Genomic DNA, 25499 nt, shown 5'->3' with positions numbered 1-25499 from the left:
GGGGGTTATTCGTTTCTGCCGTGGCAGTTTTTGAATTTTTTTCCGCTGCCGCAGGGACAGGGATCATTGCGGCCTACTTTGGGGCCTACGCGGATAGGCTCCTGCTTTACCGGTGGCTGCGAGGGATCAAAGTAATCCTTTTCATTAGCCCCGTAGTCGTCTCCTGCCGCATCGATCTCATCTTTGTTCACCCGCATCTTGCTCAGGTCGGTGCGCTCCTCACGGCCTTCCTTATAGCTGGGCGCTTCTTCCTGTGCAGGAAGGTTGGCCTGCGTAAGGAAGGAGATGATATCCTTGTTGAGGCTGGTGGTCATATTGTTGAACAGCTGGAAGGCTTCCACCTTGTAGATCACCAGCGGATCTTTCTGCTCCAGGTAGGCGGTTTGCACGCTTTGTTTCAGATCATCCATTGCCCGGAGATGCTCTTTCCAGGCATCGTCGATCACTGCCAGGGTAATGGATTTTTCCATGCTGGATACCAGTTCGCGGCCATCAGTGGTAATGGTCTTATCCAGTGGGGTCAGCACATTGATGGCTTTGCGGCCATCCATAAAGGGTACCACTACGTTTTCGATATGTGCGCCCTGGGTATCGCGGATGTTCTGGAATACCGGTACTGCCTGCCTTTGGATGGTTTTGGTATGTTCCGTGTAGCGGGCCAGCGCCTCCGCATATAGTTTGTCTGCAAGCTTGTTGGCATCGGTGTTGTGAAATTCCTCCTCGCTGATGGAGGTATCCATCCCGAAGTTTACGATGCTTGCGAGCTTAAAGCCTTCAAAATCTTCCTGCTCTTTAAACGAGGTGCACAGGCTTTCTGCTACGATGGAGAACGCATTGTCGATATCAAGTGACAGCCGTTCGCCGAACAAAGCGTGATTTCTTTTTTCATAAACTGCATTCCGCTGCTTGTTCATTACATCATCGTACTCCAGCAGCCGTTTGCGGATACCAAAGTTGTTTTCTTCTACTTTTTTCTGTGCGCGCTGGATGCTGTTGCTGATCATGCTATGCTGGATCACATCGCCCTCCTTGTAACCCATTTTATCCATCATGCTGGCAATCCGCTCGCTACCAAACATCCGCATGAGGTCATCTTCCAGTGATACATAGAACAGGGAACTTCCGGGGTCGCCCTGGCGGCCGGCACGGCCTCTCAGCTGACGGTCTACCCGGCGGCTTTCGTGGCGTTCGGTACCAATGATGGCTAACCCGCCGGCGTCTTTTACCCCGGGCCCGAGCTTGATATCTGTACCCCGGCCGGCCATGTTGGTTGCAATGGTTACTGCACCCGGCAGACCGGCTTCGGCTACGATCTCTGCTTCACGCGCATGCTGTTTGGCGTTCAGAACATTGTGCGGTATCTTCTTTTGCTGCAGCATACGGCTGAGCAATTCACTGATCTCTACAGAAGTGGTACCCACCAATACGGGGCGGCCCGCTCCGCGCAGCTGCTCGATTTCGTCAATAACCGCTTTATATTTTTCGCGCTTGGTCTTATAAACCATGTCCTGGAGGTCTTTCCGCACAATCGGAACATTGGTGGGGATGGTTACCACATCCAGCTTATAAATGCTCCATAATTCACCTGCTTCAGTTTCTGCAGTACCCGTCATCCCCGCCAGTTTATGATACATCCGGAAGAAGTTCTGCAGGGTAATGGTGGCATAGGTTTGGGTAGCGGCTTCAATTTTTACATTCTCTTTTGCCTCCAGCGCCTGGTGCAGACCATCGGAATACCGGCGGCCTTCCATGATACGCCCGGTTTGCTCATCTACAATTTTAATAGCACCATCTACCACCACGTACTCGTCGTCTTTCTGAAAGAGGGCATAGGCTTTTAACAACTGCTGTACCGAATGGATACGGTCTGCCTTCTGGGAGTAATCATTCAGCAGTACTTCCTTCTGCTTTAATTTATCTTCTGCAGGGGCATCGCTTTTTTCCACATCGGCCAGGGCCACGCCAATATCCGGCAACACAAAGAAGTCCGCATCTTCACCCACTTTGGTGATCATGCCCAGTCCTTTTTCGGTAAGATCAACCGAGTTGGTCTTTTCGTCGATCTTAAAGAGCAGGTCTTCATCCACGATCTTCATATTACGCTCCTGCTCCTGCAGATAATAGTTTTCCGCTTTCTGCATTTTTACTTTTACCCCGGGCTCGCTCAAAAATTTGATGAGCGGGCTGTATTTGGGTAACCCGCGGAAAGCGCGGTACAGGTAAAGTCCCCCGGTTTTGGGATCATCCTCGCCTTTTTCAAAAAGACGTTTGGCCTCATTTAAGCTGTTCCGTACAATACGTTCCTGCTCCTGGTACAGCTGTTGTACCCGGGGCTTGTGAACATGGTATTGCTGTTCGTCTCCCTTATCTACCGGGCCGCTGATGATCAGTGGTGTACGGGCATCATCGATCAATACGCTGTCCACCTCATCCACCATTGCATAGTGGTGTTTGCGTTGTACCATTTCTGATGCATTATGCACCATATTGTCGCGCAGGTAGTCAAAACCAAATTCATTATTGGTACCATAGGTAATATCCGCCAGGTAAGCATTGCGGCGGGCTTCTGAGTTGGGCTGATGTTTGTCAATGCAGTCCACACGCAGTCCCAGCCATTCGAAAACAGGTCCGTTCCATTCCTGGTCACGACGGGCCAGGTAATCATTTACGGTAACCACGTGCACTCCTTCGCCGGCCAGGGCATTCAGGTAGGCAGGCAGGGTAGATACCAGGGTCTTTCCTTCCCCGGTGGCCATTTCGGCAATTTTGCCGGAATGTAATACGGCCCCGCCGATCAGCTGTACATCATAGTGTACCATGTTCCAGGTGATGGTTGCACCCGCTGCGGTCCAGCTGTTTTTATAAATGGCATCGTCGCCGTCAATAGTAATATATTCGGCTGTGCGAGCCAGCTGCCGGTCCAGGTCTGAAGCTTTGGAAACCAGTTCCGTATTTTCCGTAAAACGGCGGGCGGTTTCTTTTACCACGGCAAATGCTTCCGGGAGGATTTCCTCCAGCACTTTTTCAATCTCTTTATCACGATCTTTTTTCAGGTCATCGATCTGCTTGTAAATGGCGTCTTTCTGCAGGAGCTCTTCATGGGGCAGGTCGTTGGCCTGTTCGTTAAGCGCTGTTATCCTGGTGTCGATCTCGCCCAGCCGTTCCTGGATGCGCCGGCGGAATTCATGGGTCTTGTTACGCAGTTCGTCATTGCTAAGTGATTGGTACTGAGCAAAATTTTTGTTGATCTGTTCAATAGCAGGAGCAAGCTTCTTTACATCTTTTTCAGATTTACTGCCACCAAACATTTTAGATAGAAAACCAAACATATGTTCTCGTAATATTTATTTAAAAGTAGTCCCGCCTCAAAAACAATGCTATATCCTTTTTGAGCCATTTTGGCAGCCTTCCCGGATGGCGGGAGGAGCGGGGAGCAAAGATACGGAAGTTTGGGGTTTGCTGTTTAACGTTTGACGTTCAATGTTTAACGTCCGCTGCCGGCGGGCAGGTCAGATTCCGTCTCTGTGGCTGAATGCTGAACGCTGAATGCTGAACGCAGGTTTAAGGTTGAATGTTCCCGGTTAAAATTGGTTTCCTGCCCGATGATCTGCCGACCATTGCCGCCTTTTCATATTTCCTTCACCTCCTCCTATTCCTTCTCCCGATGGCTATCGTCTGTGCGTCAGGTTCACGTTGGCCCGCTGGGGATTGTGGGTAACCGGTACAGGGTGGGTACCGTTTCTATATATAATTGACCGTCAAACCGCTGTTTTCCCCGGGCTGCTGTCATCATAAACCCGTAAGGGGTTTTATTTGATGAATGGTGCCTGAAACGCATGGTGAATGATCCGGATCCTGGTTGAACCACGGCCGGGGTTCCATGCAAATTGATCGCCCATAAACCGACGGCTATCCGGGCATAACCCCATCCGGGGTTTGACCACTTACCTTGATGCACATGCGAAGCTTCGGAATTCACATTTTTCAAATTCATCCCAGGTCAATACTCGTATTATCCCCGATATTCAAACTGCGGGTTTCGCCTTTAACGCTGGAATCGGAACCGATGACGGAGTGCTCCAGTACGATATCAAACAGGTTGGAAAAAGCCCCCACGATGGAGTTGCGGACAATTGACTGGTCCAGGAATGTGTTTTCTCCCAGCGTTACATTGGGGCCGACAATGGAATTACGGATCACACACCCGTTGCCAATGCTTACCGGTGGTACAATCACGGTGTTCTCAAACTGGGAAGGATCGGCGGTTGCTTTATATTTTCTCAGGAGCGTGGCATTGGAGCGCAGCAGGGTTTCTTTATTGCCTGCATCAAACCAGTTGTCTACCTTAAAAGCTTCGAATTGTACACCGTTCCCGATCATGCAATGCAGCGCGTCGGTGATATTGAACTCGCCATGGGTCAGCAGTCCTTTGCGGATGTTGGAAGCCAGGCATTCGAACAGCAGCTCGCTTTCCCGGATCTTGTAGATCCCTACCATGGCCATATTGGATTTGGGAATATGTGGTTTTTCCACCACGGATTCAATAAATCCTTTGTTGTCGATTTCTGCCACACCAAAATCGCGGGGATTATCCACCTTGCGGATGCCGATCATCGAATGGGGACTGTTCAGTACGGCAGCAACGTCATATTCACAGATCGTATCCCCCAGGGAAATAAAGACTTCATCGCCCTCAACAATGTTCCGGGTGAGGTTTACTGCATGGCCGATACCGCGGCGTTCCTGCTGACTGACATAATGTGCCTGGATATCCGGATGGTGCTCTTTAACATAATCGGAAATCTTGTCACCCAGGAACCCTACGATAAAGACGAATTCTTCGATACCCGCATCTTTCAGCTGGTCAATGATAAAACTCAGTACGGTTTTACCCGCCAGCGGGATCAATGCTTTGGGCTGCGTGTAACTCTGTGGTCGTAATTTTGTACCGGCTCCTGCTACAGGAATGATCGCCTTCATGTATAAATCGTCGTTCGTTTAATGATAGTTAAGCTGAAAAAACGGGGCTGCCCTGTTCTTTTTGGTGGGTGAAGTTAAGCAATCATAGGGGTTTTCCGGTATTTTTATATTCCGGGAAACAGATGCTCCGGGGAAAAGGAAATAAATTTTATTATATGGCCAATTATACGATCATACTGGTCTTACTGGGGCTGATGGTGCTGCTGAATGTAGTAGCCGAGAAGATCCGGATCGCTCCGCCCATCGTCCTGATCATTGCAGGGATCGCCATCGGGTTTATCCCCTCTATGCCCGTACCGGAGATGGACCCTGAGGTGATCTTTTTATTATTTCTGCCTCCTTTATTATATGATGCGGCATTCAATATCCATTTTAAAGATTTCAGGGAGAATATGGGCACGATCAGTGCGCTGGCCATCGGTCTGGTTTTTCTGACCACGGCCGGCGTTGCCGTATTATCCTATTACCTGGTACCCGGCATGACCTGGCCGCTGGCCTTTGTGCTGGGGGCTATCCTGGCGGCAACCGATGCGGTGGCAGCCATCAGTATTACCCGGAACCTGGGATTGCCGCGGCATACTGTTACCATACTGGAGGGCGAGAGCCTGATTAATGATGCCTCGGCACTGGTAGCCTACCGTTTTGCCGTTGCTGCCGTGATGGGCTCCGCCTTTGTGTGGTGGAAGGCTTCACTGACGTTCATCCTGCTGATGGCCGGCGGTTTCCTGGTAGGCCTGGTGCTGGGAAAATTACTGGCCGTCGTATTGCGTTATGTGCGCAAAAGCACAATGGCCGTACTGGGCTTTACCCTGCTGGCGCCCTTTACGGCGTACCTGGTAGCGGAGGAAACCGGGGTTTCCGGTGTTATAGCCGTGGTGGTCCTGGGTTTTGGTGTTTCAATGTTAAGTGAACGCCAGTTTTCAGCATCATTGCGCCTGCAATCCAAAACGATCTGGGATGTGGTGGTGTACCTGCTCAACGGGCTGATCTTTATTTTTATTGGCCTGGAGTTCCCGGTAGTGATCCGCGCTATCGACCCCTCCCGGTTCCTGCCTTATATCGGCTATGCATTCCTGATCACGATGGTGACCATTCTTATCCGTATGATGCGGGTTTTTGCCCAGCGGAGACGGCTGGAGAAGGGATTCCGCAACTCCAGGATGCAAAACTCGCGGCGTGCCATCAGGGAATCGGCCCTGTTAAGCTTCCAGGAAAGTGTCATCATCAGCTGGTCCGGTATGCGGGGGATTGTTTCCCTGGCTATTGCCCTGGGGCTGCCCCCGCGCTTAGAGGACGGAAGCCCCTTCCCGATGCGGAATGATATCATTTTTATTGCTACCGTAGTTGTGATCATCACGATCCTTGGCCAGGGGCTGTTGTTGCCGGGGATTGTGAAGCGGGTAACGGGGAAAGACAATGGGCAATAATCAATAGCCCTGCCACTTCTTAACCTTGTGCGGTAACAGTGGAGCAGGTAACGGGGATATTGCCGATTGTCCGCATCAATATGAAAAGAGAACAGAGAAATATCCGACATTACCGGTATTTCCTACCAAACGGTAAAGATCGACCACCGAAACCTGCTCGTAACCGGAATGTGAGAGCATGGCGGAACTGATGTTTTTCTGTAATTGTATGGATCATCGCTTTGTGCTGATACCTGTTTCAGGAAGGGCTATTTTCCATCGCTATAGCACCGTTTCGGAGAAGCATATTCCCTGCTGTCTAAAAAATCGGGCATCGGGTTAAGACGTATCGTTTTATGGAGCGATGCTGTTCTTTGTTTCGGGTATTTACTCCCAGGAAATAAAGAAGCACATTCCTTGAAGATAAAAGACCGTTGCAACAAAATGATGCCTTGCAACTTCATCTTTATGCAGCCACTATAAAGATCCATCACTGTAACCGCCAATGCAGGCATATTGTTGGGCAAATGCTTTACCCTATATTCTTTGATCCTTTCGTTTTACCCACTTGTGGGTATTGTTTAAAATTGGGGTCAGCTTCATCTTTGCATGAGGTGTTTTCACGATTGGCTGCAGGGTGATATCACCGGTTGCGCGAAGCAATAGGCAAGCCATATTTGTTCTCCGTCGGCAAAAAATATTAAAAAAGAACGAATGAAAAAGGATCTTCTCCTACTCGCTCTCCTGTTGTTCCTGGCGACCAATAAAGGTATTGCCCAGTGCGATGGTTTTGTTGGCATTTCGGCTGGCTATAGTCACACATTGGGTATTAAAGCCGATGGTACCCTTTGGGCATGGGGAGTCAATTTTTCCGGACAATTAGGCGATGGTACCAGTACAAATAGGAATACACCGGCGCAAATTGGTTCCGGTACCTGGAAAAGCATTGCTGCCGGTGGTGATCATAGTTTAGGCATTAAGGCTGATGGAACACTATGGGCATGGGGAGCGAATTATTCCAGACAGTTAGGTGATGGATCCAATACGAATAGGAATGCACCGGTGCAGATTGGTTCCGGTACCTGGAGAGCCGTAGCTGCCGGTGTGTCCCATAGTTTAGGTATTAAGGCTGATGGAACCTTGTGGGCCTGGGGAGGTAACGGTAACGGGCAGTTGGGTGATGGGTCGAATACTGACAGAAGCGTGCCGGTGCAAATTGGCTTCGATACCTGGAAAGCCGTCGCTGCCGGTGCTTACCATAGTTTAGGTATTAAAGCGGACGGGGCCCTTTGGACATGGGGCGGTAACGGATGGGGCGAATTAGGTGATGGCTCCTATACTGCAAGGAATACGCCGTTGCGGATTGGCGGCGACAGCTGGAAAGCTATCGACGCCGGGTATCTGTTCAGTATAGCCATTAAGGCCGATGGAACATTGTGGACCTGGGGGGATAATGGCCAGGGAAAATTAGGGGACGGCGGCTCTAATATCAAAAGGAATACACCTGGGCAAATTGGCATCGCCACCTGGGATGCCATTGCTGCCGGGCGTGAGTACAGCATGGGCATCAGATCGGATGGAACACTGTGGGCCTGGGGAGATAATGATTTCGGCGAGTTGGGTAATGGTACCAATACCGACAGGAATACACCTGCGCAAATAGGCTCCGATACCTGGAAGGTTATCACAGCCGGATATCACCACAGTTTAGGAATCAAGGCTGATGGCGCGTTATGGGCATGGGGTGTGAATGGGTTAGGAGAATTAGGAAATGGTACTAATACCACCAGGAATACCCCTGGTTTAGTATATGCCCCGGCATACAATAATGCACTTGCCGTCAATGGCAGCAGCCATACCATTGCCACAGGGTTTCAATACGCCATTTTTAGCAGCAATTGCAACCGTATAGCGGCCCTGCAAATGAGCCAGGGCAATGCTGACCCCGTAACCGCCAAAGTATGGGTGGCAGCCGTTCAGCCGGCGCAATATGTAAAGCGCCATTATGAAATTGCGGTAGCTGAAGATGCCGCAACCGTCAACAGCCGGGTTACCCTTTATTTTACCAACCAGGAATTTAAAGATTTTAACAATCAAGGTCCCGTACTGCTGCTGCCTGATGCGGATGATCCTGCTACCATTGCTGCAAGAAAAGCCCACCTGCTGATTGAAAAAAGAAGTGGCATTAGCCGTGATGGCAGCGGCCTGCCTGCCACTTATACCGGAACAATAGTGACCGTTAATCCCAATGATGCGGATATCGTGTGGAACAGCATGGGTAACTTTTGGGAAGTGAGTTTTAATGCGACCGGCTTTAGCGGTTTTTTTGTAAAAACCCTGTCTTCAGTATTGCCGGTTCATTTCGGAGCTATTTCGGCGGTATTTAAAAATAATCAATTGCAGGTCAGTTGGAGTACGCTTACCGAAACCAATAATAGTTATTTTCAAATAGAAGTATCCAGAGACGGGGAAACGTTTGTTCCAATAGCGATGGTCAACAGCAAGGCTGCAAATGGTAGTTCTGGTAGCCCTATTGATTACCATTTCAATACGGATATGCCCCGGGCGGGTACCGTACTGACCCTATCCGCTTTTGTTTTCGGTATCCTTTTCTGGTCGGTTTTCGGTAATCGTAAAACGATTCCAGGAGCAGCTTTGTTGCTGTGCCTGATAAGTATGATTGGCGTTACAGCTTGCCAAAAAAGCAATGATATGATGGAAACAGGAAGCAATGAATCGGTATTTATCCGTATCAGGCAGGTAAATAAAGACGGAAGTTTTGAATATAGCAAAACAGTAAAGCTTGTAGTAGCGTAAATATGAAATGTGGAGGGAGACGGATGCGTCGTTATAGCGCTCCAGCTCTGCAGCGATGGACCGAACATCTGTTGGGCTCGCTGTGCCGTTGGTGTTTTTCCCTGCACATAAGCTGATTCTTGGAAAGTTAAAGAAAACAACAAACTATGAGAAAATTTAGAATAGCCTTTTTTGCATTGATTTTAATATCCTCTGCTTTATACTGTACCAAAAGCAAAGATGAAGAGAAGCAAACAAAAATGATTGCAGTTAGTGGCGATTTGAGTTTTGGCGTCATTGATGTTAATACAACCGCATCCAGGACTGTTACTATTAAAAATACCGGAACCGGACCGGTCGATATAAGCAGTATTACGCTACCCCAGGGATTTTCTGTAGATTGGCCGGGAGGAACCATCGAAGCCGGAAGTTCAAAAAAGGTGAACGTTCAGTTCGCTCCCAAGCAAGCCCGGTCTTACACGGGAGAAATGATCATAAAATCAGAGGCTAGTACGACTTTCAACAAAATTCAGGTATCGGGTGAGGGAAAAGGGGAAGCTGTACTAAGTATATCTCCGGCTTCATTGAGTTATGGAGATGTAGCGGTGGATAGTTTTGCTACAAGAATACTGATCATATCCAATACCGGAAATTTGCCCCTAACCATTAATAGCATCACCGCTGCCGATATGGCGTTTACAGTTTTGTTTATTCCAACCATCGCAGCTAACAGTTCCCAGGAAATATCTGTGAAATTTTCTCCGTTGGCCGTTCGCCCTTATACAGGCACCCTATCTGTCAGCACGAACGGAGGTGACGCCAGCATTTCGCTTTCGGGAGCTGGGATTCCGGTTCCCGCCCCGGTATTGAAGGTGTCGCCCTCCTCGTTAAGCTTTGGAAATATAGCTGTGGGCAGTTTTAACACAAAAACGTTTACAGTATCTAATACCGGCAATGCGCCATTAATGATTAATAGCATCACCACACCCAACGCAGTGTTTGCTCTTAATTTTGGTACTACAGTTGCGGCCAACAGTTCCCAGGAAATAGTCGTGAAATTTTCGCCGGCAGCCATTCAGTCTTATTCGGGTTCCTTGTCAATCAGCACGAATGGGGGTAACGCCAACATTTCGCTGGAAGGGGCCGGAATTGCTGCCCCCGCCCCGGTATTGAAGGTATCACCCTCCTCGTTAAGCTTCGGAAATATAGCCGTGGGTAGTTTTAACACAAAAACGTTTACAGTATCTAATACCGGCAATGCGCCATTAATGATTAATAGCATCACCACACCCAACGCAGTGTTTGCTCTTAATTTTGGTACTACAGTTGCGGCCAACAGTTCCCAGGAAATAGTCGTGAAATTTTCGCCGACAGCCATTCAGTCTTATTCGGGTTCCTTGTCAATCAGCACGAACGGGGGGAACGCCAACATTTCGCTGGAAGGAGCCGGAATTGCTGCCCCCGTCCCGGTATTAAGTATATCGCCACTTTCATTGAATTTTGGAGCGGTAACGGTGGGGGTATATACTACACTGGAGTTTACCATATCGAACACGGGCAATGCGCCGCTGACCATTACAGGCTTTACTACATCGGATAATAGCCTGTTTTCTATATCGAACTATCCGGTAACAACCCCGGCCGGAGGATCACAGAAGGTTACGGCAATATTTATGCCCAAGGCGGCACAATCCTACTCCGGGTATTATATCATATATACGAATGGAGGTAGCGCTACTATTACATTGTCTGGTACAGGGGTAACAGGCAACAATAAAATTGCTCTTTTAAACAGTGCTGATGATCCCGATAGTCGTCTGGTTGAATATGTGGTGCCGGCATCGCAATACCAGGGACTTATCAATTCCTCGACTTTCCAAATGGAAATTCAACTTATAACGAAACTTATTTATGAAAAGGTCAACGATGATTTTGATTTCATTTTCTATGTACTCGATAAGCCCGAGAGTTCTGGTGTCGTGAACCAATTAGGTTTTTACGGCATAAACATTTCGATAACCAATAATGTACAGGGAATAGGAAAGGGCATTTATTCCAATAGCTCATCCTGGGGCTCTGCGGGAAAACTAAAATCTGTAATGTTCTTCCCGATCTACGATGCCATACATCGTGGACCAGCTTTGCATGAGCTCTGTCATAATTGGGCAGCTTATCTTTGCCCTACTTACGCGCCCGATGGTTCCCGCTACGATGGGCACTGGGGTGTAAGCAATGCCGATGGTCAGCTGGGCGGATTCAAATACGTGCGCACAGTTGAGCAGAATAGCGGTGGCGTTGCCGGCAAAACGAAATATCAGGCGAGTTTTTCTCCTGCAACAAACCCTGATGGCTCGTTCACGAGCGGGTTTGGGGTAAATGCTAATGGTGGAAATTATCCTGTTTATTCGGATATCGAATTATATGCAATGGGTATGAAGTCGGCACAGGACTTACGCAACAGTAATTTCAGGTTGAACATTTATACAGGGTGCAGTTATGATAATACATTTGGAGCGGGATATTTCTGGTCAACAGGGATAACATCTTATACAATCGATGACCTCATAGCGGCAAAAGGCCAAAGAGTTCCCGATGCATCGTCTTCTCAAAAAAATTTTAAGGTATTAACAGTTGTATTGACGGCAGAATCAGAAACGGTGCATCATTACACAGATATTGTAAAGGGCATATCATGGTTGTCGGGTGCAGCGAATGATAATAGTTACCCGGGATGGGCAATCAGCAATTTTAGAAAAGCAACAGGTGGGGTAGGTTCTCTTCTGACAACGGGTGTAAAAAACAGCTGGAAAACACCGACCCAGTCGGTGGTAAAAAAGGTATCACTTCGGTCATCGCCAATCCCCGCAAAGACAATTCAGGTTGACAAAATTGACAAAAAGCTTTTATACAATTTCCGGCATTGATTAAAAAAGTGAACAATCCCACCTCGCGCAGGTCTCCTGACCTGTGCGGAAGTGTTATAATTAACGGGTATCAAAGATGTTTTTATCCATTTCCCGGCCGGGCAGTGAGGGCACTGCCCACGGCGCAGGTCAAGGTTTGTGTATTCACAAACCATTTAAGAGAACAGTCATTTTAATAAAATAGATACCGGTCTATTATTATTTGCTTTCCTGCCCGTCTCCACGTGACAGTGTTACTTGTTTCCCGGTCGGTATCTGCAAGATCCTACATAATGTCAGGCCCTTAATTCGTCCAGGTAAAATTCATCTTCGGTACGTTCATAGACCGGTCAATGACCCGGATCTCCAGTTCCAGGATCGATCTCAGGGCTTTAAAGTCTATTTTGGAAGCATCGTCCCCGGTTTTGTGATAGTCCGGGTGGCCGCCTGTATAAAAAAAAGGATCGGGATCTTCTTTTTGTAGAACGAGGTCTGGTCCGAGCCGCCATTCCCATCTTTGCCTGTATGAAATTTTATACCGGGGGATCCCTTTAAAAATTTCAGGAAAAGAAGGGCTGGTGCCGTACCACAACCGGATGCTCTACAAAATACCTTGAGCCTACGAGCCCTAATCCCTCGGCGCTAAAAGCAATAAAAGAAGCTGGAAGCACTCCTTGGTCCTGGTTTTCCGGAGACGCTAAACAGAGATCATGCCTGCCTGGGCCATTATTGATCTTGCTGCCACGCATTTTTGCGGGTCGGGATCGGCCCTTTCCAACTTTTCAACCTATAAACTTTTCAACATCCTTCCCGCCCCTTAACTTTGCGCCATGCAACAGGATAATACAGTATTTGACCTTATTAATAAGGAATTAGACCGCCAGCGCAATGGCATTGAACTGATCGCTTCAGAAAATTTTGCTTCCCTGCCCGTTATTAAGGCCATGGGAACCGTACTAACCAATAAATATGCAGAGGGCTATCCCGGCAAACGCTATTATGGTGGTTGTGAGATCGTGGATGAAATCGAAACGCTTGCGATCGACCGGCTAAAAAAGGTATTTAACCTGGGCTGGGCCAATGTGCAGCCGCATAGCGGGGCGCAGGCCAATGCCGCTGTATTCTTTGCGGCCCTCAATCCCGGCGATAAGATCATGGGACTGAACCTGAGCATGGGCGGTCACCTGACCCATGGCAGCCCGGTAAACTTCAGCGGAAAACACTACCAGGTGATTTCCTATGGAGTGGTAAAGGAAACCGGACTGGTAGATTATGAAGACCTGGAGGCAAAAGCCCTCGCAGAAAAGCCGAAGATGATCATTTGCGGCGCATCTGCTTACAGCCGCGACTGGGATTATGCCCGCATTCGCGCGGTTGCCGACAAAGTAGGGGCGCTGGTAATGGCCGATATCGCGCATCCGGCGGGCTTGATCGCTGCCGGACTCCTGAACGATCCGTTTGAGCATTGTCATATCGTAACCAGCACCACGCACAAAACCCTGCGCGGTCCCCGTGGCGGGATCATCATGCTGCGGAATGATTTTGAAAATCCCTGGGGACATAAAGACCCTAAAGGAAATACGCGTACCATGAGCCAACTGCTGGACCTGGCCGTTTTCCCGGGTATGCAGGGCGGGCCGCTGGAACATATTATTGCCGCAAAAGCAGTGGCCTTTGGAGAGATCTTATCCGATGACTGGAAGACCTACGGCAAACAGATCATCGCCAATGCCCAGGCAATGGCGAAAGCCTTTGTAGATAAGGGTTATAAGCTGATCAGTGATGGTACGGACAACCACCTGATGCTGATCGATCTGCGCAATAAAAACCTGACCGGTAAAAAAGCACAGGAAACGCTGGACAAAGCGCATATCACCTTAAACAAGAATGCGGTGCCGTTTGATGATAAATCTCCGTTCGTAACTTCCGGTATCCGTGTAGGGGTTCCGGCTGTAACCACGCGGGGAATGAAGGAGGCCGACGTAACGCAGGTAGCAGAACTGATCGACAAGGTGCTGATGAATGCGGACGACGAAAACGTGATCGCATCAGTAAAAGAAGAAGTGAAAGCATTTATGCAACAGTTCCCGCTGTACCCGGAGCTATCTTAATTTATTGTTTGTGGTTGATGGTTTGATGGTAACCTCAAACTTTAACCTCCAAACCTTAAACTGTATAAAATGATCCAAAGAAAACAAACACTATGGTTATTATTGTCCGTGATCTGTGCCGGACTTACGTTTAAATTTCCTTTTTATAACGGTACGGTAAACGGCACCGAAGGTGTCGCCGGTGCGGATATGAATGCGGCAAGCAATATCTGGCTCACCCTGCTGACGGGTGCTGTTGCAGCACTGGGATTGATCACGATTTTCCTGTATAAGAACCGGAAGCAGCAACTGCAGCTGACCTTCCTGGGGCTGATCGCTTCAGTAGGATTGATTGCATTGTATGCCAGCTATATCAGAGAATTTCATACCGGCGGAATAGCCATTACGGCGATCCTGAGCTTACTGGTAGTAGTGGGCTTCTTTTTTGCATTAAAGGGTATCCGCAGGGATCAGAAACTGATCCGGGACCTGAACAGGCTGCGATAAAATACATCCGGTAAAATAAACGGGGCGCCTGGGTAAGGCGCCCTTTTTTATATGCCCTGTTTTCCGGGGTCGTTCACTCCGGTTCTGCCATCCATTTTTCAAAAGCAGAAAGTTTGTTCTTTACCACTTCAATTTTCTGGCTAAAACAATTCAGTCGTACGTAGGGGCATTTATAGGACCGGATATGGTTTTTAATAACGATATGCTCCTTACTGTTGGTAATGAAATAATGGATGCCATGGCTTTGTAACAGCCCGCTGATCTCCTGCCACGAAATTTTTACATAGATGCCGGTGTTGTTCGTAAAATACAGAACCTTATAATAAGAATTTTCAGGATCCTGCTGTACGCAAACCATATCCTCCAGCAGGACATGGTGCCGGTTTTTGAAAATATCTGTCAGCCAGATGGTGGCCTTTTTTTTCGTTAAGCTGCCCGCTTTTGATACGGCTTCCTGCAGGTATTGCGGCAGGTTTAGTCTCAGGTTCTCCCATAAGGGTTTTACCAGGTATTTATCGATCCGGTAGTTGTTAATAATTTCCTGCGGAATTTCGGGGTTTTCGCTCTGGTAGCCGGTGTTGAAAATAATGTAAGGGTCGTACTGCTGCAGGTTGGTAACATGGCAAAGCACTTCGTAGGCGCTTCCCCCTTTTAATGCCCAGTCCAGGAAAATGAGCAGGGGCCGGCGGGCTTCAATCATTTTTTTTGCGTCTTCAACATGGTGGGCAAAACCGCTGCATTCCCAGTTTGTAAAATCATTCATGCGTTCCTTAATACCATAACAAACTTTAAGACTGTCTTCAATAATCAGGTAGGTTAAGGAGGAGGGCGTTGCTTGCATTGCGTTTATTTTTAATGGGTGTCTTAAATCGTAAACGTTAATATTTATACTGGTATTTTAAAGGGATCCTGATCCTTACCGTTGTTCCGCCCACGGCTGCATCCGATTCGTAATGGATCTCTATTTTATCCCGGTTAAACCGGTTGAGTATTTCAAGGATGCTGTTGATATTCCTGGTTCCGCTTCCATGTTTTTTATAACTGCTGATGGCCATGGATCTTTGCATACCGATGCCGTTGTCTGTAATAGTAAAATACAGGTTGTTTGCATCGGCATTTATTTCGAGCAAAAGATTGTATGGTGGCGCTTGTTTATTGCGGAGTCCATGCAGCAGCGCATTTTCAACATTTATTTCAAGGATCCCCAACGGAAGATCAAACGCTTTGTATGTTTCAAGCAACTCTTTGTTGATATAGGTTACCTCCAGGTCGGGCAGGTAAATGATGCGGTGGATCTGGATGACATTCTCAACAAGCGTCCATTCATTTTTGAGCGGGTGGTATACTTTTTTCTGAAGCGTATAGTTAAAGATCAGGTTAATGCTTTCCCCCAGCCGGCTGATCAGGCTTTCGGCCCCGGGTTTGTCCTTAAGGTCGGCGCCAATGGCATTTAAAGCATTTAAAATAAAATGGGGACGGAACTGGCTGCTTAACGATACCACGTTGAGGTGGCTGATCTCTTTTGCCTGTAATGCCTTTTTGCGCAATGCGTTGAGCCAGAGAAGAAATGGCGCCAGGAATAAAAAGGAGATGATTACCCAAAACCAGGATTGCTGCCAGATGTATTGGTGGATGGAAAAACGGTACCGGTAAGTGCTGGTACTGCCGTCCTGTTCAAAAACCTCCGCATAAAATGTATAAGTGCCGCTGTTTAAATTCTGATAAGAGAACCGGCTTTGCATTCCAGGCTCACTGTAAACAGGGCGGTCGCCCTGCCGCACCATTGCTGTGCGCGTATAACGCGGCAAACCATCCGGGCTCAGGTATTCAAAGAGCAGGTCAAAACTACTCAATCCGGCATTCAGTTGCAAGGCCTTTGAGGGATTGAGTGCTATGCGGGTACTGTCGTGCGCTAAAAAACCTGAAAGGCTTACCTTATATTGAGGCAGCTGCAGCCAGGTGCTGATGTCCCACTGGTACAGCATATCGCTGGTGCTGAACCATAAGGATCCATCTGTTTTGGAGACCAGCATCGTATTTTGTTCGGTAAAGCTGGTAAAAGCCGTTTCCTGCGGGTTAAGGTACCGGAGCACCGTTTTCTTTTTTTGATAAAAACTGTCCAGGTTCAGCAGGCAGATCCTGTTATAGCAACCCAGCACCAGCCAGTTTTTATAAATGGCCATTGCGGTAATGCGTTTTACCGTATTCAGCAGGGGGTGGCTTACCTGGTGAATGTTTTGCGGGGTGGCGGGTTTGTTATAATCATTGTAATACCAAAGCCCGTGATCATCGCTGCCCATCCATACAGTTCCCTTTTTATCGGTGAGGCTGCTGACAAAGCCGATGGGTGTTTCGTCATTGCTGGTATGGTAGGTGGCGCCCTTTTGTACCGCCGGATCGTAAACGGCAAATCCTTTATACGGGTGGCCCATCCACAGGCGCCCCAGTGTATCTTCCGTAATGGATCTTATTCCAAGCGGAGGATTGATCCCGACGGTGGAGTCCAGCCGTTTCCAGTGAATGAACGCTTTTTGCAGTTCCCCGGCAGCACAATAGAAAACCGGGTAGCCCGGGGCGGCAGACGCAAAGTACAGGTTCCCGTTCCTGGGGGCAAGATAGAGGTAGTATCCCGTAGTAGAAAGAGCGGGGTGCAGCTTGCGCATATTGCCCTGCTGGTCGTATTGTAAAAGACCTCCATTTATATATTCACCAACAAAGTACATTTTCCCGTTGTGGTTCAGGGATGCATTCATAAAAGGGTAGGGCTGCTTTTTTAATGCTACCACGGGCTGTTCCGGTTTTGCCGGATTAATGATGCTGAGTTGGCTTTGATAATTACCGGCCCATATACGCCCGGCATCGTCCTGCCCCAGGGCAAAAATATTCCTGGCGTTATCATGATCATAGATATGCGGGTATTTTTTTATATAGGGAAACACCCGCAGGGGTTTATTGGCGGTTAGTACGGTCAGGTATGGATAGGCAGGATTTACCTTTGTGGCATTCAGCTTGTCTTTTGCTTCAAATACTATTGTGGCGGGGAGTATATGACTGCTGTCAACGACTAAATGTTCATAAAGCCCCCTCCCATATGAAAATATATACTGGGTGTTGAAATCTGTATTGGTAAAATAGTTGCGAAAATATTCCGGTGTGAGGGGGCGCCGCCTGCCGGTACGAGCGGCAATAAAATCTGAAAAAGACTTTTTCAATGCCCGGTTCTCCCTTAGGCTTCCATTGTACAAAAGCGGGAAACCCAAGGAATATTCAGGGAGTGAAAGTGTGCCAAGATCGTGCAACTGGTGCTGCACGAAATCCATTCCATAAAATTTGCGGCTGCCGCCCGGCTGGGAAAAAGAGATAACCAGGTGGTCGTTTTTAAAAAAAACTACGTTCGGGTCTGTGAGTGGAATAGCGGGGGTAATGGCGTATCACCAATGGCCAGCCATTGATACTCTTTAAATTCATATAATACCAGTGATGTTTCTGTGGTTTTCAGGGCAAAAAGCCGGTCACTGCGGGGGTAATCGTATACGGGAATCAGTTTGTCTTTATGTTCAACTACTTTCCAGAGCGTATCATTTTTTATGATGAAGATCTTCATCGGATCTTCATAGATCCATAATTCATTGCCCGGCCGTATTTGTAACACGGTTTCGTTCGTAATATTGGTAAAGCCGGGTAATGATTTTATAAAGTTATTACCGGTAATATGCAGGTTGCCAAAAAAATCTGTGGCATATATTTTACCGGAAGCCTGGTATTCAAAAGTGTGTGTATAGTTAAAGCCAGGGAAGCCATCCGCTTCGGTAAGGGTGTAGGTGTTGGCAACAACGGCCGGTAACTGCTTTTGCCCGTAGGCATGGTATAAAAATACCAGCAGCAGTATCGTTAGTCCCGGTCTCATTATTCAAAAATACAAAGCTTTTGATAAGCAATTTTCCGTTTGGTGCGTGTTTTTTTCCGCTTGGTGAAAACAAATAAGGATCGGTGCGCTGTGTTTATTATTTTGAAGGCACAAAGACCAACTGTGTTTTATGAGCGGGTAGATTCCGGGTTATTACAAAAGCCTGCCACAACCGGTTGGCTGGCCCTGTGCGATTTTTTGAGCGTGTATACCAGCCACAGCGGCAATCTTTGCAACGGTCCCGGAAGCGTATTTTAAAACAATCGGGGAAGCCGAAAATCGAAGAGAGTAGGCGAAACATGAATTGAATATGAGAAAGAAAATCATTGCCGCCTTATGGGTGCTTACCGGTTGCTTTTTGCTGCAAAGCTGTAAAAAAGATAAAGCTGAAGATAAACCAGCAACGCCGCCACCTGCTACATCAAAATGGCAGGTAAACAGTTCTGGTTATACGGCCACATCCACTATATGGGTAAGTAAGGATGTAAGTATGGGTGTCCCGGGGTTAATGGCAAAGGATGCCGCCTCAAAGGCACAAATTGTAGTAGGGTTTAAAACAAAGCCCACCACTTCAGGCCAATACCCGGTATTTGTAGGCAATTATGCCAACGATTTGCAAAGCACACAGGCGGGTATAGAAATTTTTGATGGCGTCGGTACCTGGTACCATGCCAACAAGGGCACGGTATCCGTAACCGTAACAAACGGCAAACTGAAAATCGATTTGTCGAATGTATCCGATTACCAAAATACAAAACTAACAGGAAGTTTGGTGGAGCAGTAACGGGCACCCTGTTTTATGTAATGCAGGGCTTCATGATTAACAAAATATAACCGCTTCTCAAAATATGAAAAACATTGTAATGTGACTTCAAATTAATTTTTTTTTAGAGCAGTAATAAGAATAATTATGGAAAAGAAGATTTCAATCAAAACATCAGGTAGCAGCTATTGGAATACCTACAGAATTTGGGAATCATCAGGCAAATTTATATGCGAGGAATATGAGGATGGTTTTTTTGGTGGTCGGTATAATAAAATTGGTGAAACCCGAAGCTTTGAAGATGCCATTACTTACTGCCGGGCCTATGCTTCCAAGTATGGGGCCATTCAAAAAGTAGAGTTTAGATAACAATAGTTCTTACCTGAAGGTCATATTGTAAAGTTGTTCTAAAATGATACAAGCATGAATATTTTAAAATATGTGGGTTGTGTTTTTTTCATGGCCGTTTGGGGCTGTGCTAAAGAAAACAAAGAGTTGCCTACGCAATTGCAATTGAAAGTTGCCGATAAAAATGGAGACCTGGTATCCGGTGCCAGGGTATATTTATATAATACGGAGTCGGATTGGGTAAATGGAACGAACTATGCATATAGTTTTTACACAGACTCAAAAGGAGAGGCGCTGCTGGTAAATCTTGATGCAAAACGCTACTACATTTATGTGGTTTATAATTGTCTTCAAAATAAAGTAGTAACCAATACGGATTATACGATAGCGGTTTCTCCCAATACCACTACACTAAAGAATATCCAGTTGTATGGTGCCGGAGGTATGTCATTCAGGAATAATTACACCACAGTCACCATACAATATAGTGTGTCTAAAAATAATTCTTTGATAGCTTCTTATAACGTAGCACCATTGGGACAAACTCCCGTATTTATTTTTGAGGATGGATTTTATGATGTGTCTGTCAAGAATTTAGCAAATGGGGTTGTTACAAATTTTATAAAGACATATCTCAACTGCGGAGGAAGCATTCCCTTTAGCTTCCCATAGTGAACTGCAGGAGTTATCCGGAAGCATTAATCGTAACCTTATATGCATAAATATACTTTTTGTTTTCTTTTGCTATCGATGCTCCTTTTCGATTGTAAAAAAGAAGCGGCCTCTAATACCAAGGAACTGCCTTCAAACCCGATCAAGCCATCAGTACCATCCACACCCTCTATACTAACAGTAACTCCCTTGCAGGGGAAACTGGGGGATACCATTGTGATTAACGGTAGTAACTTTAGTGATACAATGACTAGAAATAAACTAACCATGCGCGGAATAGAAGCCAGCATTATAGAGGCAACTGTTAGTACATTAAAAGCCATAGTTCCGGATATGGTTTCTAATGGCCCTGTTAAAGTTTCTGTTAATGGAAAAGAAGCGGTTGGCCCTGACTTTACTTTTTTAGTTTTACCCAAAATTGAAAGCCTTCTACCTGCTACAGGACAACAGGGAGATACGATAACGATAATGGGCGCCTATTTTGGTGCGGACACATCCGCAAATAAGGTGACAATGAATGGCGTTGATGCAAAAGTAGTAAGCGGCAATGCCAATACGTTGAGGGTATTGGTTCCCGATATGCGAACACCCGGAGCGGTACAGGTAAAAACTGCTGTTGGTCTTTCAAATAACGCTTCTTTTAGCTTTTTTGTTCCTCCGGCACCTGTTATTAACAGTATAGCTCCGTTAACCATTACGCAGGGCGACACGATAACTATTAGCGGAGCAAATTTTAATCCCACTGCAGCGGGTAATACGCTTACTATTAACGGCAGTAGCATGAAAATAGTAAAAGCAGCCCCAACGTTTTTGCAATATGTGTTTGAGTACCCAGCCCTGCATGGGAATGTTTCTTTCAATTTTCAATTAGCTACAAATGGGGGAACGGTTGCCCGGAATGATAATTTTAAAGTGTATGATGTTTATGTTATGGGAAATGATTTAAATCGATTTGATATATGGAATGCTAAATATTGGAAAAATGGCCAACAGATTATGCTTTCTGATGAAAAAAAGGGTAGTTGGGCGAAGAGTATTGCGGTTCTTAATAGTGATGTTTACGTAGGAGGAGCGTATACTCCGCAGGCCCCACTACTACCTCCCGGTTTTACCAGAGATATCGCACAATATTGGAAAAATGGAATAGCATATGCGTTGATAACAGATACGACTTCGTATATCAATAATGTATCGAACCAGGGCCAAGTTGGATTTCATGGCATGTTTGCCGAAAACAATAATCTTCACATACTCTATATGGAGGTATTTCAAAATGGTCAATATTCTTATCATGTCAACTATTGGAAAAATGGTATAGTTAAAGTATTGCAAGGCTCAGGCTGCGATGGTATTTATGTTTCCGGTAATGATATTTATAGGCTTGACCGGGATGGGTACTGGAAAAATGAGATTTATTATCCTGTCGGAGATGGAGCAGAAGCTCTTTCGGCAATGTGTGTTTCGGGTAATGATATATATATAAGTGCTGTAAAAACGATAGCTTCTTTTCATCAAATTGTTAGATACTACAAAAATGGGGTATTAGAAAGAACGCTGACAGATGGGACATCAAGTGCAAACGCAAGATGTATTTATGTTTCGGGGAATGACGTATATGTTGGTGGTTGGGATGGTGACCCGGCTGTATACTGGAAAAACGGGATAAAATATATACTCAATACCTGGGGCTCTGTAAATGATATAAAAATGATAGATGGTAACCTGTATATGTGTGGAAGCGAAGGTGGATCAGCCAAGTACTGGAAAAACGGCGTTGGAAAAACCTTACCCGCAATAGCAGGCGCAAGTCAATCACTCGCCGGGGAAATTTTTCTTTATTAATAGTGGTGCCTGCTTGTCTCACTTTATCAGAACTGCCAAAAATGTATTATGCTATGAGAAAATTTGTAATTGCAACTATCGGTATTCTTTATAGCATTTCCTGTTATGCACAGGGTGTTGAGCGCATTAATATGCGGCGCAGTGCGCAATGGCCAAAGGATTATGTAACCGGAAAAACTATGATTGAAGTAACTTTTGAAAACCCTGATGGTTATGAGTATGAAATTGGACTAATAAGAAATGCAATAAACGAAACCTGGGCTAAATATGCCAATATTGAGTTTACAAATTGGGAGAGGGCCTCTTATAGACAAAAAGGCATTCGTATCAGAGTTATAAACAGAGCAGATATGTCTGACGAAGCATGGCCGCATACTAATGGGTTAGGTACGCAGTTGGACGGACTTGAAAACGGGATGATTTTAAATTTTATATGGCCGGGTTATCCATCGAATATTTCCCGGAACGACGCCATACGTTTTACAGCAGTACACGAGTTTGGTCACGCCCTTGGGTTGGCTCATGAGCAAAACAGGCCTGATTATAAAAGAAATTGTAATTGCAATGTAGCAATTGAAGAAACTAAATTCAAAGGTGATGGCGGTGACGGCGATTATTATGTTACTCCTTGTGATGAGAATTCCGTAATGAATTACTGTAATCGCAATTGGAACAACTGGGGGCGTTTAAGTTATTATGATGTTTTGGGAATTCAAACTATTTATGGCAAAAATCCTGCTTTGACGCCATCCGCTGACCAGCAACAAAATGTAACAATAGTGGATGACTTAGGAACGGGACAAACCTGGGAAAATATGTATGTTGTATTGGGTAGCGATCAGCGCACTTTGCATGTGGATAGTAATAATTCAAGGGATGCCATTCAGTTTTTTAATAAAAAAAGAAGTGTATATTACAAAGTCTGGTGCAGCACCTATTACGGCAGCAGGCTGATGCAGGGTTATGGAGATGGGTTTATTACAGTTCCGGAAAACCGGAGTTCTGCATTTGAAGTTTTATTAGTTGGCGAACCTGTAAACGGCAAAGCAACTTTAGTATTACAACAAATTAATTAAGACTTTTTAATGAATAGAGGTAAAATATTTTTTGTAATGCTATTGTCTAATGTGCATACGCTCTATAGTCAGGGCTGCATTTCTTATTCAAGAAAAGTGAATGATGTTTCAAATCCAAAACCATTACTAACGACCTCGGGAAATCGTACTATTAACAACGTCTGCTATACAGAACTTACAAATATCAATTGGATGCTGCGGATAAAGCCCAGGCTCTATTTTGCAAATGATGGTGATAATGGGCCACATTATAATCCTGATAATGGAAATATTGTACTTGATACCAACTTCTTGAATGATATCATACGGGTTTATGGATTGGCACCCGAAAAAGCTGGTTTTATATATGGGAGCGTAATACCATTTTTGATAGCTCACGAAGCGGCTCATGCAAAAACTCATTCAATGGGCTGGAATTTTAACAGGGATCGTGCCGTAAAAGCGAATGAGCTGTTTGCTGATTTTTGTGCAGGAATGTATGCTTGTTTACAACGAATGCTGGTCAATGTTCAATCGGATACAAGATATTACGGGGCTAACGATATTTCTTCAATAATAGATCTCTTTCAATCATTGGGCGATGATAGTTTTACTGATCCTCAGCATCACGCAACTGCAAACGAAAGAAAAACGGCTGTAACAGCCGGGTACAATTATTTGTCAGATTATATTTTCCGGTACCAATGTTATTACAGAACTAATGCAATACCGCCGGTTGACAATGCCGATGTTTATTCTAATGCAAACAAAATGCTTGATGGTCTATTTTAAATAAAAAAATTTGCTATGAGTTTTAAAACCGAAACATGCGCCCAATGTGGCAATTTATTTTCTTATGATGATTCTCTTTTTGGACGGAAACCGGAATGGGGAGGGGGAATGTTGGGCGGATATCTTTGCTCCAATTGCGCTAATCAGCGCAAGCAGGAGCAGCAACTGAAAGCGTTTAGGGAAGATGACAGGAAAAGGCAGGAAATGGATAATATCATTAGAGAAAATGAGGAAGACGACCGCTATCAGCGAGAGCAAAGAGAACAAAGAAGAAACCAGGAGCTGCAAAGGCAGGCAGAATATGAATCTGCTAATCCGGGGGAATATGAATGTCCTAACTGTTTGTACATTACGTTGAAGAGGAATGCATCGCGGTGTCCCAAGTGTCATGGTACTGTGAGCAGCAGTTATTGGTACACTATAAATAAACGGGAAGCTGAGGCGCAGGAGCAAGCAAGGCTGGAAGCCGATGAATGGGAAAGAGCAAGGCCTCAAAGGGAAGCGGCAGAAAGGGCGTTAAAGAAAACTAAAGCCAAAAGGAAAGCTACTATTATCATTTGCTCAATTATTGGCCCCTTCCTTATTGCAGGGATTATAGCTGTTTTTTCGGGATATTCTTTTTCACGGGGAATTGAAAAATTAGTCGAAATAATTACTATGATTATTTTCCTACCTATTGCTATTGGGTTTCTGTTTCTGATTTATAAAATTTGGGCTTTTTTTGCGGGTGATTAGATCGTTAAATTTTTTATTCGATATCGGTCTGTTGTGATAGTTGAGAAAAATAAATAAGCAGCAACAAACCACCGTAAAACAACTGTTTATATGAGAAAGCCTTTCACTATTTTAAAATTATTACCAGCTTTCATCCTGCTGCTGGCCAGCGGATGTCATAAAAATGATACCGGGGCAGGGGACACACCAACAACCGCCAAACCCGTTATCAATTCCTTTACGGTATCAGCTGTAACCATGAGTTCTGCTACATTCAACTTCTCCGCCTCTGGATATACTTCTCTAAGTATTAGCATTGACGGCGGAGCTGCTGTGAATGTTTCAGGGACATCAGAATAATTGTGAAGGGGCTTTTAATGATAACTGTTCCATATCTCATGGGTTAATTAATCTTGGCATTAATGGCTATGATTTTACTAATAAGACTATTACGCTTCAGGTTCAAAAATGTGATGGAACAGCTTTTACATCTTCCGGAACGCTATATATTACCCACGGTTACAGTTCCTGTTCAAATATACCAACCATGGGGAGTGTTTCATTTTCAGCTGGCCAAAAAATTGCAAATATTACGATTCCGGAGCCAGGTATGTATGGAAATAAATATTATTATGGTTTGATCCAGCAAGCCGCAGGGTATTCCATAACGCCACCTGTTACTATATCCTTTTGACTTCGGAATCTTTTTCCAATGACAGGCGGA

At 45.8% G+C, this 25499-nt stretch carries 19 protein-coding genes; 13 read left to right on the top strand and 6 right to left on the bottom strand.

The annotated features are described in order from the left end of the window. Nucleotides 1-5: 5 nt before the first annotated feature. Together secA and BLS44_RS12195 are read right to left on the bottom strand one after the other, a co-directional pair. Nucleotides 6-3329, bottom strand: coding sequence for a preprotein translocase subunit SecA (gene secA, locus BLS44_RS12205; RefSeq protein ID WP_090390369.1), 3324 nt, complete (start codon nt 3327-3329; stop codon nt 6-8). Nucleotides 3330-3990: 661 nt separating this feature from the next. After that, entirely contained in the window at nt 3991-4980 is a 990-nt protein-coding gene (locus BLS44_RS12195) for a sugar phosphate nucleotidyltransferase (RefSeq protein WP_090390367.1), read from the bottom strand. A 155-nt stretch (nt 4981-5135) separates the two neighbouring features. On the opposite strand from BLS44_RS12195, the gene BLS44_RS12190 reads away from it, so the two are divergent. From BLS44_RS12190 to BLS44_RS12180, 3 genes are all read left to right on the top strand, one after another. Then, a complete protein-coding gene (locus BLS44_RS12190; RefSeq protein ID WP_090390603.1) occupies nt 5136-6407 on the top strand; it encodes a Na+/H+ antiporter in 1272 nt (423 codons plus the stop codon). Nucleotides 6408-7100: 693 nt separating this feature from the next. Continuing rightward, on the top strand, nt 7101-9203 hold the full coding sequence (locus tag BLS44_RS12185) for an RCC1 domain-containing protein (protein WP_090390366.1): 2103 nt from the start codon (nt 7101-7103) through the stop codon (nt 9201-9203). A 146-nt stretch (nt 9204-9349) separates the two neighbouring features. Next, entirely contained in the window at nt 9350-12106 is a 2757-nt protein-coding gene (locus BLS44_RS12180) for a choice-of-anchor D domain-containing protein (RefSeq protein WP_090390365.1), read from the top strand. A 283-nt stretch (nt 12107-12389) separates the two neighbouring features. Here the strand turns inward: BLS44_RS12180 and BLS44_RS12175 are convergent, their stop codons facing one another. Continuing rightward, nucleotides 12390-12677 carry a hypothetical protein gene (locus BLS44_RS12175; protein WP_090390364.1) on the bottom strand — a complete coding sequence of 96 codons (288 nt, stop codon included), beginning with the start codon at nt 12675-12677 and terminating at the stop codon, nt 12390-12392. Nucleotides 12678-12915: 238 nt separating this feature from the next. Between BLS44_RS12175 and BLS44_RS12170 the strand changes: the two genes are divergently transcribed. Continuing rightward, entirely contained in the window at nt 12916-14196 is a 1281-nt protein-coding gene (locus tag BLS44_RS12170) for a serine hydroxymethyltransferase (RefSeq protein WP_090390363.1), read from the top strand. A 69-nt stretch (nt 14197-14265) separates the two neighbouring features. Continuing rightward, entirely contained in the window at nt 14266-14682 is a 417-nt protein-coding gene (locus tag BLS44_RS12165; protein WP_090390362.1) for a DUF4293 domain-containing protein, read from the top strand. 73 nt (nt 14683-14755) lie between these two features. Here the strand turns inward: BLS44_RS12165 and BLS44_RS12160 are convergent, their stop codons facing one another. The 3 genes from BLS44_RS12160 to BLS44_RS12150 form a co-directional block, all read right to left on the bottom strand. After that, nucleotides 14756-15523 carry a response regulator gene (locus BLS44_RS12160; protein WP_090390361.1) on the bottom strand — a complete coding sequence of 256 codons (768 nt, stop codon included), beginning with the start codon at nt 15521-15523 and terminating at the stop codon, nt 14756-14758. 37 nt (nt 15524-15560) lie between these two features. After that, nucleotides 15561-18002 (bottom strand): histidine kinase, encoded by a 2442-nt coding sequence (locus tag BLS44_RS12155; RefSeq protein WP_090390360.1) that lies wholly within the window; start codon nt 18000-18002, stop codon nt 15561-15563. A 68-nt stretch (nt 18003-18070) separates the two neighbouring features. After that, nucleotides 18071-18589 carry a hypothetical protein gene (locus BLS44_RS12150; protein ID WP_090390359.1) on the bottom strand — a complete coding sequence of 173 codons (519 nt, stop codon included), beginning with the start codon at nt 18587-18589 and terminating at the stop codon, nt 18071-18073. A 310-nt stretch (nt 18590-18899) separates the two neighbouring features. Between BLS44_RS12150 and BLS44_RS12140 the strand changes: the two genes are divergently transcribed. From BLS44_RS12140 to BLS44_RS12105, 8 genes are all read left to right on the top strand, one after another. Next, on the top strand, nt 18900-19373 hold the full coding sequence (locus BLS44_RS12140) for a hypothetical protein (protein ID WP_090390357.1): 474 nt from the start codon (nt 18900-18902) through the stop codon (nt 19371-19373). A 126-nt stretch (nt 19374-19499) separates the two neighbouring features. Continuing rightward, a complete protein-coding gene (locus BLS44_RS12135; protein ID WP_090390356.1) occupies nt 19500-19721 on the top strand; it encodes a hypothetical protein in 222 nt (73 codons plus the stop codon). Between the two features lie 54 nt (nt 19722-19775). Continuing rightward, nucleotides 19776-20372 (top strand): carboxypeptidase-like regulatory domain-containing protein, encoded by a 597-nt coding sequence (locus BLS44_RS12130; RefSeq protein ID WP_090390355.1) that lies wholly within the window; start codon nt 19776-19778, stop codon nt 20370-20372. A gap of 42 nt (nt 20373-20414) precedes the next feature. Next, a complete protein-coding gene (locus BLS44_RS12125; RefSeq protein WP_090390354.1) occupies nt 20415-22214 on the top strand; it encodes an IPT/TIG domain-containing protein in 1800 nt (599 codons plus the stop codon). Between the two features lie 53 nt (nt 22215-22267). Further along, on the top strand, nt 22268-23290 hold the full coding sequence (locus BLS44_RS12120; RefSeq protein WP_176954404.1) for a M12 family metallopeptidase: 1023 nt from the start codon (nt 22268-22270) through the stop codon (nt 23288-23290). A gap of 9 nt (nt 23291-23299) precedes the next feature. After that, nucleotides 23300-24061 carry a neutral zinc metallopeptidase gene (locus BLS44_RS12115; RefSeq protein ID WP_143019753.1) on the top strand — a complete coding sequence of 254 codons (762 nt, stop codon included), beginning with the start codon at nt 23300-23302 and terminating at the stop codon, nt 24059-24061. Nucleotides 24062-24076: 15 nt separating this feature from the next. Beyond that, nucleotides 24077-24796, top strand: coding sequence for a DUF4670 domain-containing protein (locus BLS44_RS12110; RefSeq protein WP_090390351.1), 720 nt, complete (start codon nt 24077-24079; stop codon nt 24794-24796). A gap of 90 nt (nt 24797-24886) precedes the next feature. Then, nucleotides 24887-25135, top strand: coding sequence for a hypothetical protein (locus BLS44_RS12105; RefSeq protein ID WP_090390350.1), 249 nt, complete (start codon nt 24887-24889; stop codon nt 25133-25135). The last annotated feature ends 364 nt before the right edge of the window (nt 25136-25499 follow it).

Source organism: Niabella drilacis (genome assembly GCF_900101395.1).
GTDB classification, from domain to species: Bacteria; Bacteroidota; Bacteroidia; order Chitinophagales; family Chitinophagaceae; genus Niabella; species Niabella drilacis.
Note: the sequence above shows the minus strand (reverse complement) of the source record. Positions and strands in the feature narration are given on the sequence as shown.

Bases quoted from the DNA above. Each gene is read 5' to 3' on its own strand.
- secA (WP_090390369.1), bottom strand. From the start codon at position 3,329: ATGTTTGGTTTTCTATCTAAAATGTTTGGTGGCAGTAAATCTGAAAAA.
- BLS44_RS12195 (WP_090390367.1), bottom strand. From the start codon at position 4,980: ATGAAGGCGATCATTCCTGTAGCAGGAGCCGGTACAAAATTACGACCA.
- BLS44_RS12190 (WP_090390603.1), top strand. From the start codon at position 5,136: ATGGCCAATTATACGATCATACTGGTCTTACTGGGGCTGATGGTGCTG.
- BLS44_RS12185 (WP_090390366.1), top strand. From the start codon at position 7,101: ATGAAAAAGGATCTTCTCCTACTCGCTCTCCTGTTGTTCCTGGCGACC.
- BLS44_RS12180 (WP_090390365.1), top strand. From the start codon at position 9,350: ATGAGAAAATTTAGAATAGCCTTTTTTGCATTGATTTTAATATCCTCT.
- BLS44_RS12170 (WP_090390363.1), top strand. From the start codon at position 12,916: ATGCAACAGGATAATACAGTATTTGACCTTATTAATAAGGAATTAGAC.
- BLS44_RS12165 (WP_090390362.1), top strand. From the start codon at position 14,266: ATGATCCAAAGAAAACAAACACTATGGTTATTATTGTCCGTGATCTGT.
- BLS44_RS12160 (WP_090390361.1), bottom strand. From the start codon at position 15,523: ATGCAAGCAACGCCCTCCTCCTTAACCTACCTGATTATTGAAGACAGT.
- BLS44_RS12155 (WP_090390360.1), bottom strand. From the start codon at position 18,002: ATGGATTTCGTGCAGCACCAGTTGCACGATCTTGGCACACTTTCACTC.
- BLS44_RS12150 (WP_090390359.1), bottom strand. From the start codon at position 18,589: ATGAGACCGGGACTAACGATACTGCTGCTGGTATTTTTATACCATGCC.
- BLS44_RS12140 (WP_090390357.1), top strand. From the start codon at position 18,900: ATGAGAAAGAAAATCATTGCCGCCTTATGGGTGCTTACCGGTTGCTTT.
- BLS44_RS12135 (WP_090390356.1), top strand. From the start codon at position 19,500: ATGGAAAAGAAGATTTCAATCAAAACATCAGGTAGCAGCTATTGGAAT.
- BLS44_RS12130 (WP_090390355.1), top strand. From the start codon at position 19,776: ATGAATATTTTAAAATATGTGGGTTGTGTTTTTTTCATGGCCGTTTGG.
- BLS44_RS12125 (WP_090390354.1), top strand. From the start codon at position 20,415: ATGCATAAATATACTTTTTGTTTTCTTTTGCTATCGATGCTCCTTTTC.
- BLS44_RS12120 (WP_176954404.1), top strand. From the start codon at position 22,268: ATGAGAAAATTTGTAATTGCAACTATCGGTATTCTTTATAGCATTTCC.
- BLS44_RS12115 (WP_143019753.1), top strand. From the start codon at position 23,300: ATGAATAGAGGTAAAATATTTTTTGTAATGCTATTGTCTAATGTGCAT.
- BLS44_RS12110 (WP_090390351.1), top strand. From the start codon at position 24,077: ATGAGTTTTAAAACCGAAACATGCGCCCAATGTGGCAATTTATTTTCT.
- BLS44_RS12105 (WP_090390350.1), top strand. From the start codon at position 24,887: ATGAGAAAGCCTTTCACTATTTTAAAATTATTACCAGCTTTCATCCTG.